This window comes from Sphingobacteriaceae bacterium GW460-11-11-14-LB5, from assembly GCA_002151545.1.
Taxonomy (GTDB): domain Bacteria; phylum Bacteroidota; class Bacteroidia; order Sphingobacteriales; family Sphingobacteriaceae; genus Pedobacter.
In genome coordinates, this window is sequence record CP021237.1 from 388,513 (window position 1) to 400,838 (window position 12,326).

Here is a 12,326-nt window from a genome sequence, read left to right on the forward strand (position 1 = left end):
CGAAGACCCTTAGTTGAAAATTGAAATATTTGTCTTTCCAGAGGCTATCATTGATAAACCCCAATAGAATAGTCGTCATCTCGACTGTAGCACAGCGAAATGGAGAGATCTATCTAGACAGATTTCTCGACTGCGTTGCACTTCGCTCGAAATGACGGTAACTATGGGGATTTTAAGCGTAAATTAATTGCTGTCATTCATATTGACTTTTATGAAACAAATAAGCCCTCAGGATGAAACTATTCTTTGCTTAAATTAAAAACATTGCCAAACCCAACCTTAACACACAAATTTAAACCAATGAACAAAAAAGTATCCATCCTTATCTCGCTGCTGGGGCTCTCGTTATCCCTTTCCGCGCAACAGGACAAATCGTGGTCGATGGTAAAAGGGAAAATCTCTTCACCATGGGCACAGGAAGTTAATCCTAAAAATGTTTTGCCAGAATATCCACGCCCACAGTTCGAGCGTGCTGGTAACTGGAAAAACTTAAACGGACTTTGGGATTATGCCATTTCCGGAAAATCGCAACAACCGGCAATCAATCAGGGTAAAATTCTGGTTCCTTTCGCGGTAGAATCTTCACTTTCGGGTGTGGGCAAAACCGTTGGTAAGGATAGCCTGCTCTGGTACAAAACCAGCTTTACCGTACCGGCCAATATGAAGGGTAAAGAAATTTTGCTTCATTTTGGCGCGGTTGACTGGAGAAGTACCGTGAGCATCAACGGTAAAGTGGTAGGTAAACATGAAGGCGGTTTCGATCCTTTCAGTTTCAATATTACGCCGTTTCTGAACAAGAGTGGAAACCAGACTTTAACTGTAGAGGTCTGGGACCCTACAGATGAAGGCCCTCAGCCAAGAGGAAAGCAGGTGAAAAAGCCTGAAGGCATCTGGTATACCCCGGTAACCGGTATCTGGCAAACCGTTTGGATTGAAGCGGTAAATAAAGTACACATCGATCACCTTAAAATAACACCAGATATCGATCAGCAAACGGTAGCGGTTACCCCATTTTTAACAGGCGCTGGTACTGGCGATCAGGTTAAGGTTTCGGCATGGGATGGCACTACGAAAGTCGCTGAGCAGATTGCTGATGGTAACGGTGCAATCAATTTAAAAATTGCGAACCCTAAACTTTGGAGCCCTAAAAATCCGTTTTTATACGATTTAAAAGTTGAACTGATTGCTAAAAATAAAAAGGTAGATGAGGTGAAAAGTTATTTTGCCATGCGCAAAACCTCAATGGGCAAAGATGAGAATGGTATTCAGCGTATGCTGTTAAACAATGAATTTGTTTTTCAGTACGGTCCGCTAGATCAGGGCTGGTGGCCAGATGGTCTTTACACTGCACCAACGGATGCAGCCTTAAAATTTGATGTCGATAAAACCAAAGAAATGGGTTTTAATATGATCAGAAAACACATTAAGGTAGAGCCCGCACGTTGGTACTACCATTGCGATAAAGCGGGTATGCTGGTTTGGCAGGATATGCCAAGTGGCGATTTGGGTAATGGCTGGGAGAACCGTCCGGGTATTTTAGACCATGGCTCAGATCAAAACAGAAGTGCAGAATCTGAAGGCTATTATAAAAAAGAGTGGAATGCGATTATCGATGCGCTTTACAATGTGCCTTCAATCGTCGTATGGACACCTTTTAACGAGGCCTGGGGCCAGTTTAAGACGGTAGAAATTGCCAAATGGACGAAAGAGAAAGATCCTTCAAGGCTTGTAAATACGGCTAGTGGAGGTAATTTTCATCCGGTAGGCGATATTATCGATCTGCATAATTATCCACATCCGGCTATGCCGAGCCCTGATTATTTTGGGAAAGATTATGTGCTTGTGCTTGGTGAGTTTGGCGGACTTGGCCTGCCTATTGATGGCCATGTTTGGCAACAGAAAAACAACTGGGGTTATCAGAGTTTTAAAAACAAAACCGATCTGTTTAACAAATACGCCCAGTTTATGAAACGTTTGGAAGAATTAATCCCCTTAGGACTTTCTGCCGGCGTGTACACGCAAACGACCGATGTGGAAGTAGAAACCAATGGATTAATGACCTATGATCGAAAAGACATTAAGTTTTCGGAAACACAGATGAAAGCATTACATGATAAATTGTACAATATTAGGATTCCAATTAAAAAGTAGATTCCTATAAATGCAATTTGTATTTAGCGCTAATAAAAAGACCGCAGCATTAACTTTCTGCGGTCTTATATGTAATAGGCCCTACTAAATAACTCCTCTGACTATAAATATTAGAGATAAATCTTAATTCAGATAAGTTAAACGATAAAAATTTAATTCATCTTTTTAAAATAAAAAACAGGTTTTGGCATTTCATCTGGCTGTGAAACCCAACCTCCTGATAGTTCTTTATCATTTAATAAAAGTATTCGAAAACTATTTCGATTCGATTGTGCACCTACAAACGAATAAAAAAACTGACCACCAACCTGACTTTGGTTTATTAAATAAGCGTTTGGTAAGCAATACCACTTGCTTTTATTTGTGCGATACGAAATACTTGAAAAATCGAATATTTGTCCTTGCATCAAATCGATTTCTTTATGTTTCTGCGAACCATTAAAATTTCCGTGTGAAAATTTCCATCTTCCAATTAGCAGGGATCTTATTTCGGCAGTCTTCAAGTTTTGGTTTGATTTATTATAAATGGCTATGCCGAAAGGCCATGATATCATCGCAAGACCAATACAAATAATAGCTATAATGATGATCTTTTTCATTTGGTAGTTTTAAGTTGCTTAAAATCGATTCCGTCAAGTATTGAGGGTTGTGCATCTTTGTAGCGTACTGTTAAAGATTCTGATGAATCAGGAAAAGAGCGCTTATTATCTTTTAATTTTTTCAAAATCTTGTTTTCAAATGCTTATTAATCTTGATTACAGTAAATAGAATCAAAAAATAAATATTGCTAAAATAAATTACACTTTTTATTAAAATGGCAATTTGGAAGAATTCTTTTCTTTAATCAAGCGATTATCAAAATACACATATGGATGTTCCAGGTATGCGCTGCTATATTCTTACTTCAAAGGACTAAATTTTGGCTATTGGCCTTACAGATTATCATTACTAAAAACCATCCCTACGGTTCATTGCTGATACGATAAAATGAACAGGAAATTCTATCTTAGTTAAGTTCAACTAAAAAGGCTTAAAACAAGTCAGAATTAACGATTTGAAATAGTCGATCTAGTTATATGCTAGCCAGGAAATGTTTCAATAGTGGTTCAGGTTATTTCATCACATAAAGGTTACAATGAAAAAATATTTATGCTTCGCATTTTTAATCTGTGTCGTTACAGTCAATGCTTTTGGTCAGGAGGCTGCCCGTATCCGCGAATATAAGAAGGCATTTAAAACTTATCCCTTTTCTGATCCTAATCCAATTCCTTCGTTTACCCACATTTATCCTTATTTCCGCTACGATGGATTTACCGATAAACCCGTACAAAAAGAATGGAAAGTTATTGAGCTGGAAAATGCCTATTTAAAACTGACCATCTTACCAGAGATAGGAGGAAAGATATGGTCGGCCATTGAAAAATCGACAGGAAAATCTTTCGTTTACGATAACCATGTGGTGAAATTTAGGGATATAGCCATGCGCGGCCCCTGGACCAGTGGTGGAATTGAGCCGAACTATGGCATTATGGGGCATACACCTAACACGGTAACGCCGGTAAACTATTTGACCAGAAAAAATGACGACGGCAGTGTAAGCTGTTTTATTGGGGTACTGGATCTGCTAACCCGGACAAACTGGACAATGGAAATTAATCTGCCCCGGGATAAATCATATTTTACCACCAAATGTTTCTGGTTTAATTCAACACCTGTTGAGCAGCCCTATTACCATTGGATGAACACGGGGATAAAGGTGAGTGGAAATTTAGAATACATTTATCCGGGCACCCATTATCTGGGGCATGAAGGCGAGCACAGCGACTGGCCGATAAATAAGGAGAATGGTAAAGACATTTCTTTTTATGATAACAATAATTTTGGTGGGTATAAATCTTACCATGTATTTGGCAAATACACTGATTTTTTTGGGGCTTACTGGCATGATGACGATTTCGGAATTGCAAGATATTCTGGTCACGATGATAAGGCAGGTAAAAAGATATGGATCTGGGGACTCTCAGATCAGGGCATGATATGGGAAAAGCTGTTGACCGATACAGATGGTCAATACTCCGAAATCCAATCCGGAAGATTATTCAATCAAACTGCTGATAAGAGTACCTTTACGCCATTCAAACATAAAAGTTTTTCACCTGGCGCGGCTGATTTATGGACAGAATACTGGTATCCTGTTTTAAAAACGAAAGGTTTTGTAAAAGCCAATGAGTATGGCGCATTGAATGTGAAACATGAAAATGGCTGGTTTAAAATTTATTTGAGTGCTGTACAGCAGATTTCAGAAACACTAAAGGTGACGCAGGGAGGGAAAAATATTTATGATAAAAAAATAGCAATCGCCCCATCCAAAACTTTTACTGATTCTATAAAAATGGATGTGAATCCTGGAGATCTGGTTGTTACTTTAGGCGATAATAAGCTGATTTACGAGTCTAAACCGGATGCCTATAACCTGAGCCGCCCGCTTGAATCGCCCAAAGATTTTAACTGGAATTCGGGCTATGGCCTTTATTTGCAGGGTAAGGCGCTGATGGATCAGAAAATGTACGCCGCTGCAGCAGAAAAATTAAAATCATCGTTAGCTAAAGAACCTAATTTTTTACCCGCATTGGTTAAAATGGCCGAATTAATGTACCGCAATATGCAGTATGCCGAAGCTTTAAAAGTGATAAAAAAAGCATTAAGTATGGATACGAATGATGGTGCAGCTAATTATTATTATGGCATCATCAATGCAGAAATGGGCAATGTAATTGATGCTAAAGACGGTTTTGATATTGCAAGTTTGTCCATTGAGTACAGAAGTGCAGCTTATAATGGTTTAGGTAAATTATATCTGGTAGAAAAAAACTGGAACAAGGCAATGGAGTATGCAGGCAAAGCGATTGATTATAACCGTTTTGATATTGCTGCACTACAAGTACAGGCTATTGCCCTTCGCTATCAAGATAAAAATGCTAAACCGGTATTGGATACGATTTTGTCATTTGATCCACTTAATCATTTCGCACGTTTCGAAAAATATCTGGCAAAGCCTTCAGCAGAAAACAAAACAGCATTCACTTCAATGATCCGCGATGAGCAGCCAACCGAAACCTTTTTAGAATTGGCTGTTAGTTATTACAAAAGCGGGTGTTATGAGGAATGTGAAAAAGTATTGAACCTGGCGCCTACAAATGCTTTGGTAAATTATTGGCTGGCATTTTTGCAGTATAAAAAAGGATTGTCTTCCTCTCTACTATTAGAACAGGCCGATGCTACCTCTCCCGCATTTGTATTTCCGTTCCGATCAGAAGACCTCGAAGTATTGTTATGGGCAACACAAAACAGCAAAAGCTGGAAACCAAAATATTACCTTGCCCTTTTATATAAAGACCGGAATAACATCACTGAAAGCAAAAAGTTGTTTACCGCATGTGGCGATCAGCCAGACTTTGCAGCTTTTTATGCCGCCCGTGCCGCAATGCTAATGGGGAACTCAGATCTTGCTGATCTTAAAAAGGCAATTGCATTAGATAAAAATGACTGGCGTTACATTAAACTATTGGGCGATTATTACATTAGCCATAAGCAGAATGCGCTGACGGTAATTGAACCTTATTACAATGCACACCAGGACAATTATATCATCGGTATGTTGTATGCAAAAGCGCTGTTGCTTAATAAGGATTACCGAAAATGCACTGAACTTTTATCAAAAATCAATATCCTGCCGTTCGAGGGGGCTACAATCGGGCGCGAACTATATCGGGAGGCAGAGCTGATGCAAGCCATTGAAAGGATACAACATCACGATTATAACACCGCAATTACTTTCATTGATGAGGCAAAGAAGTGGCCGTTGAACTTAGGGGTGGGTAAACCCTATCCGGAAAATCTGGATGAACGTTTAGAAGATTGGATGAGTTATCTGTGCTATAAACAAATGGGAAAACGAGCAGCCGCAAAAGCCTCTTTACAAAAGATTATTCAGTTCAAATCTAAAATTGAGAATACCGTGAATAATTTTATCGCTTCCAATCATCTGGCAACGGCCTGGGCACTTGAAAAACTTGGAAAAAGAGCAGAAGCCAGCAAATGGCTGAAGGGGCAGGTTAAACAATATCCCGACAATAAAATAATAAATTGGTGTTTGCAGGTATTCGAAAATGAACAATTGCCGAAAACCGACATAGATGATGCGGGAATACGCTTACTGGAAAAGCTAAAACCGTTTAAATAAAGTTACCACAATGCAAATGAAATAGGTCTGCATTTGCTTATGGAATAGGGAAGCGTGTTAATGCGCTTCCTTCCAATCTTTAACTTTTAATTCATCACCAACACGTATTGTACCTAAATGATGATGAAGCAGGTTTTGTCCGAACATGATTTTTTTGCCTGCTGTACGGTAACCGGCCAGCGTTCTCAATGGTTCCTGGCCTTTTTCGCCGGTTTGCTGATCGATCGTGATTAATACACATCTTGCACAAGGTTTTACCGCAGAAAACAGTACCTCGCCAATATGAAAACTTTGAAAACCGTCCTCCACATGAGGCTCGCCACCCGTAAAAACAAAATTTGGACGGAAACGGTCCATCAGAATGGGTTGGTCTAGCTTGTTGTTAAGGCCATCAAGCGAAGACTGACCGATAAGCAAACAGGGATAACCATCGGCAAAACTCACTATTTCATCATTCAAAGCATAATCACGGTCTACCCATCGTTTTTCAGTTAAAGGCATTTTTACCAGTCTAACCTTAAAGTTCAGGAAATCAGAAAACCAGTCGCTTACCGTTTTATTTACTTCAAGTGCTGTAGCGGTATCGTTCCAGATTACAACTGAAATTTGCTCCCCGGTATCTTCATCCAAAGAAAAGAATATACTTTGCTCAGGTAATTTTTTATGGGAAACTGTTAATTTACCATCGCTAATATTTACCTGCAATAGTGCCAGTTCAAAGTGTTTCCTTTGGGTAATAAAGATACCTTCCTCGTCAACAAGCATCCATCTTCTATCATATTGCAGGCCCCTTTCTTCGAGTTGCGCTTTTTCAAGGCGTATTCCACCCAGCGATTTGATGGGATAAATATTGATTTCAGAAAGGATAAACTTGTTCATGCTTTAAAGATAAATACACTTTTTTGATTTATCCTACTGGTTTGGACAAATGAAAAGTCATTGTTCTTCAGTACGGCCTAAAGTGTCTTTTATCCCTTCAAAATTTGAATAAGATCATCATTAATATAAAATACTTCTCTACCATCTTTAGCTGCACTCACTATTTTTGCATCTTCAAGTTCTCTGAAGTATTTAGTAAGTGTCGTTCTTGAGCTAACACCAAGCAGATCTCCAATAAATTTAGGTCTAATATAGGGCTGGCTGAAAATAGCTTCATTAATTTCTTTATTATACCATTTGATCTTGGATTTTCCATAAGATAGGGTAGCTTCCATCTGATTCAGAATACTTATGATCAACTGGTTAGTTAATACAGCAGTTTTTTCTACAGCATCAAGCATATATAGGAGCCAGGGTTTCCATGAACCTCTCTGGGTAACTACCCCTAGGTGATAGTAATAATCATCTTTGTTTAGGATAATGTATTTGGACAGATATAATATAGGTTGTTGTAATAAATCTTTGTTGACTAAATATAAAAGGTTTAGAATTCTTCCAGTTCTTCCATTTCCATCGGTGAATGGATGTATTGCTTCAAATTGATAGTGGGCGATGCACATTTTTATCAGTGGGTCTGATGGGTACTTATTATCATCGTTTAGATATTCAATCAAATTGTCCATTTTTGCTTCAATTATGCCCTCTCCTCTAGGTGGGGTATATACAATCTCGCCTGATCTAAATTGACTTTGCCCTCTTCTGATCACTGTTAAACTTTGTTGGGGCCTGAAACCTGCCGTTGTATTTTTAATCTGTCTGAATGTACTGATGATACAATCCTTATCTATTTTTCCGTTTATTACAATCAGTTTATACCCTTCCCAAAGTGCCTCCCGGTACCTTAATACCTCTTTCGTTGCGGGCTTAATGTTATCTTCTCTAAGCGTATCTGAAACGGCCTTATATAATTCATCTTCTGTGGTGAATATATTTTCAATCGCGGTTGAGGTTTGTGCCTCCTGTAGTGCAATAGTGTTGACTAACATTGTTGGATTGGGCAGGCGATAAAGGCTGCTATTTGTTGTAGCCAATGCTCTTGAAGCTGTTACTAATTTTTTTAAAATATCTATATCCTCCTCAATACTTTCTAAAGGAGGTAAGAGTGGGAGATCATTGAAAGGACGTGTTCTATCATATACCATAAATGTTCATTTTTATTATATCCTTAAGCGTATGTGTATAATATTAATTATTAATGGACAGACTTTAGGCATGTGTTCATATTTTACGAAATATTGAACATATCACAAAAATATGTAATATTTTGAACAGAAAAGCATAATATGTTCATTTTTTTAAAAATAATGAACATATTATGCCATTTGGTGTAGATTACTGACTTTATAATTCTTTTAGTCTATAATATTTGGATTATAAAATGTCGATGTTGTTCTGCTCAAACACCTCAAATATCTGCGCATTGATCATGCTTCTTGTGAGATCAGCTTTAGAAATATCCTTACACCAGAAATAAATGTTGATATTGCTGTTGAGCTTACTTATCGGGCTGATCATAATGATCGGTTCTTTGCTGATAAAAACATTGCTGTTCTCTACAATAATTTCTCTGATCAGGTTTACCACTTCAGTTGAATTAAAGGGTTTGGCAATTGATAAAGAAATATCTACCCGCATCTGGTTATTACTCAGTGTCCAGTTGATGATGTTGTTCGATAAAATGGAGCCGTTAGGAATAATAATTTCGGCGCCTTCGTCGCTAAGTAGGGTACTGGCGCGTACGCCGATTTCCTTTACCCTTCCTTTTTTATTGCTCAGTTCTACAATGTCACCTATTCGGATCGTCTTATCAAAAATAAGGATAATGCCCGATACAAAATTGCTTACGATATTCTGTAAACCCAAACCAATTCCCACACCTAATGCACCCAGGATCACCGTTATTTTATCGATTGGCAGTCCGGAGGCTGCAACGGCGATTAAAAAGCCGCCAATTAATAACACCAAACGGGTAACCAGTAATTTAGATCGCTCTCCTTTGTTATCATCAAAGCTATCATCGCCGGTATCGCCAAAGAAATAAGCAATGTATTTCTGCAAAAAGTTGGCAATCCAGATAATACCCAAAAACAATACAATGCCACCAAAAGTAAAAGAGAAACTGCCTATCGTTCTTTTCTCAGTCAGGATTTCCATTACCGATTCATACAGCCCGTTAAAAATATTCAGGTTGGTAGTAAAGATGACAAACCAGATTAGGGTAGCGCCAATACCCGTGAGCCTTTTAAGTCCGGCAATTACTGGCTGCCAGTCGAAATATTCCGGAAATCCCTTTCTGATCCTGCTGCTTTTCATCTGTAGCAAAAAGGCTTCTACCAATACTTTGGCCAGGATGGTTAACGATATGGCGTTTAAAAGCGAGCTTACCCCGGCAGAATAAAAAATCTGCGTGAGGGTAAAGCGGCCAAATAGATTACAAAAGGTAGCTATGATGGCAAAGACAACATAAATAAAACCCGTGGTCAGGATCATTTTATATCGTTTGGTTTGCTCATCGAGCATTTTCCATACCATAATGCCATAGGCCACCGAACTGGTCGTGAGGAACAGCAGGAGCCAGCGCTGGTATCTTGGTGGCATACCCAAAAGGCGTAAAAAAACCGGGGCAAGAAGGAGTACCACAAATATGCACCAATAGTAAAATAACTTTGCGCTTAGCTTTTTGCGGAAAAATACCGTGAGCAAAATAGCCAGTATAATCTCCACCGCTTCTATGTAAAGTGCAGGCGCCCGCAGATCAAAGATTGGCGCCAGTGCAAAGAGCATAATAAAGGTGATGAGGTAAGGCTGCGGACTGATCAGCGAAAAACCATCAAGGGTTTCTAAACGGCCACGCTGTTTTACACTTCTGAAATTGAAGAATACCCAAAAGAAAAATATGGTACAGGTGAACAGCAATAAGAGCCGGCTGCTTCGGGTATATACAAAATAATAGCCTGATATTTCCTGCTCTCCTTTGATAAACCTGCGAAAGCCCATGCTTTTATTGGCCCGTTTGTTTACCGATTCCCATAAGTAACGGCGCTCTTTACCAAAAGCTTTAATGCTCACCGCATCGAGCTGACTATCGGTCAGGTACATTAACTCTTTAATATTGATCAGGTTAGAAGAGGTTCTGGCCTGCAGGTTGTTAATTGATAAGGTAGTTGTTTTCAATAAACTATCCATCACTATCCGTTTCTTCTTTAACTCTGCAAACTGATCTTTAAACATCACCTGTATGGCAGGCACCGTAAATATTTTAATCAGTACGGTATCTTTACGCAGGTTCAGAATCTCGGTTTTTAAAGCCCGTAGCTCCTTTTCATATTCATCAAGGTCTGATAAACAATCTTTGTTATTGCCTTGTAGTTCTTCCAGCAGGGTTTGGTCCATCTGCAGGTTTTGCAGGTTTGGAGACCTGTCACTTTGTGTTAAACGGCTTTTAAGCAGTGCCAGTGCAGCTTCATCCTGCGTTAAATGTGCTTCTATGGGCTTAAGTTTCTTAAAAGAGCCAACAGTAACCGGAACTTTATTAACGGTTTCAAATACTTTTTCCAGATGCGTGAGATAATCACCCCTGGTCAAGGTAGCAGAATCGGAAAGAATAGCTACATCCTGACCTTTATCTTGCTGCGCAAACACATGAGCAGAAAAAAACAGGATAAAAAGTAACGATATGGAGTTCCGGATGGCCGGGTAAAAAGAATTTCGTGTTATCATCTAGCTTAAGCAGTATTGAATATTATCTTTTATTGAAAATATGGGTTTTCAAAAATAGGGATTAGAATTGATTTTCTGAGCGTATCACTTCGGCCACATTCTTTGGCCATTTCTTAAATTGCCTTACTGTAAAGCGAAATCAGTTTCAGATCAATGGTGAAGTTATGTGCGGATAAGACCAAAGGAAGACTTATTTCTGAACAAAAATTTCAACAAAAAAAGGGCGGCAAAATATTTTTGCCGCCCTTTACTAATATTGTGATGAACTTATTTTGCTAATGAAGCTGTTTGTTCTGTACCAGTTACTGGAGAGCTCATTTGTGTTTTCAATGCTGCAAACCTGTCAAGATTCAATTTTGGAGTGCTTCCCATTACTAAGATGTGTTCTCCTGTAGCTCCGCTTAATTTTAAATCGGCACGGCCTTCAATTACAGTATATAAACTTTCTGTATCTGAATCGATTTCAGCAACCGCATTTCCTTTTAAGAATAACTGTAGGTATTTAGCATCTAATTTACCAGCTGTTTTTACTACTGCATTTTCAGAAGCCTGTACTCTGTAGATATTGTTTACATAAACAGTAATCTTAGCGGTATTTCTATCTGCCGAACTAATTTTTAATGCATGTCCATCCTGGATTACTTTTACTTTACCAGTGTTATCATCATTGTAGCTTACGCCTTCTTTTTCTCCTTGTATCAATGTAATTTCTACATTTCCACTTACGATAACCTGGCTGATGTTTTTAGGTGCCGACATTTTAACTGGCTGTTTTTCGCCTGCCATTACACTTGTTGAGAAAATAGCAGAACTTAAAACGATAGCTGCTAATACTGATTTTGTTAGGGTTTTGATTGAGGTTTTCATAATGCTGTTATTTATATTTTTAATTAATATTTTGTGATTGTTTTGTAGATAAGACGCCACTATGGGCAAAACGTTGCAGCAGAAAATGCTCAATTATACCAACGCAGTGTAATTCTCGACGAACAGGTTTAAAAATCGGGCGAAAAGGAGTTCGTTTTTAGAGATCATTCTGGTTCGGGCGAGAATTCTCCCAATGATTTGGGATCAACATGGTAATAATAGGGGCTATCAATAATTGCAGGGCAGACCTGAAATGATCAGCGGTACAACGATGAATCTTGCATCCTGCCGTGATAACTTATGGTGAAAGTTATTTCAAAAGCGCTACGACTTTTAGATGGGATATATGTGCGCTGGTGGCAAACATTTTTTTATATTCCCTGTTTGTTTGAAAAGAGCTGATCTG

7 protein-coding genes are annotated in these 12,326 nt (G+C 38.7%); 2 read left to right on the forward strand and 5 right to left on the reverse strand.

Annotation, left to right across the window (positions count from 1 at the left end; genetic code table 11):
• The first annotated feature begins 300 nt into the window (after positions 1-300).
• Positions 301-2,151 carry a beta-galactosidase gene (locus CA265_01520; protein ARS42852.1) on the forward strand — a complete coding sequence of 617 codons (1,851 nt, stop codon included), beginning with the start codon at positions 301-303 and terminating at the stop codon, positions 2,149-2,151.
• 152 nt (positions 2,152-2,303) lie between these two features.
• Here the strand turns inward: CA265_01520 and CA265_01525 are convergent, their stop codons facing one another.
• On the reverse strand, positions 2,304-2,750 hold the full coding sequence (locus CA265_01525; GenBank protein ARS38432.1) for a hypothetical protein: 447 nt from the start codon (positions 2,748-2,750) through the stop codon (positions 2,304-2,306).
• A gap of 536 nt (positions 2,751-3,286) precedes the next feature.
• Here CA265_01525 and CA265_01530 point away from each other — a divergent pair.
• Positions 3,287-6,394, forward strand: coding sequence for a DUF5107 domain-containing protein (locus CA265_01530; GenBank protein ARS38433.1), 3,108 nt, complete (start codon positions 3,287-3,289; stop codon positions 6,392-6,394).
• A 57-nt stretch (positions 6,395-6,451) separates the two neighbouring features.
• Here the strand turns inward: CA265_01530 and CA265_01535 are convergent, their stop codons facing one another.
• The 4 genes from CA265_01535 to CA265_01550 all read right to left on the reverse strand — a co-directional run bounded on the left by CA265_01535 (position 6,452) and on the right by CA265_01550 (position 11,920).
• Positions 6,452-7,273 carry an MOSC domain-containing protein gene (locus tag CA265_01535; GenBank protein ID ARS38434.1) on the reverse strand — a complete coding sequence of 274 codons (822 nt, stop codon included), beginning with the start codon at positions 7,271-7,273 and terminating at the stop codon, positions 6,452-6,454.
• 89 nt (positions 7,274-7,362) lie between these two features.
• A complete protein-coding gene (locus CA265_01540) occupies positions 7,363-8,475 on the reverse strand; it encodes a Fic/DOC family protein (GenBank protein ARS38435.1) in 1,113 nt (370 codons plus the stop codon).
• 229 nt (positions 8,476-8,704) lie between these two features.
• Positions 8,705-11,053, reverse strand: a complete 2,349-nt coding sequence (locus CA265_01545; protein ARS38436.1) for a mechanosensitive ion channel protein — start codon at positions 11,051-11,053, stop codon at positions 8,705-8,707.
• Between the two features lie 267 nt (positions 11,054-11,320).
• Positions 11,321-11,920 carry a hypothetical protein gene (locus CA265_01550; GenBank protein ARS38437.1) on the reverse strand — a complete coding sequence of 200 codons (600 nt, stop codon included), beginning with the start codon at positions 11,918-11,920 and terminating at the stop codon, positions 11,321-11,323.
• Between the last annotated feature and the right edge of the window lie 406 nt (positions 11,921-12,326).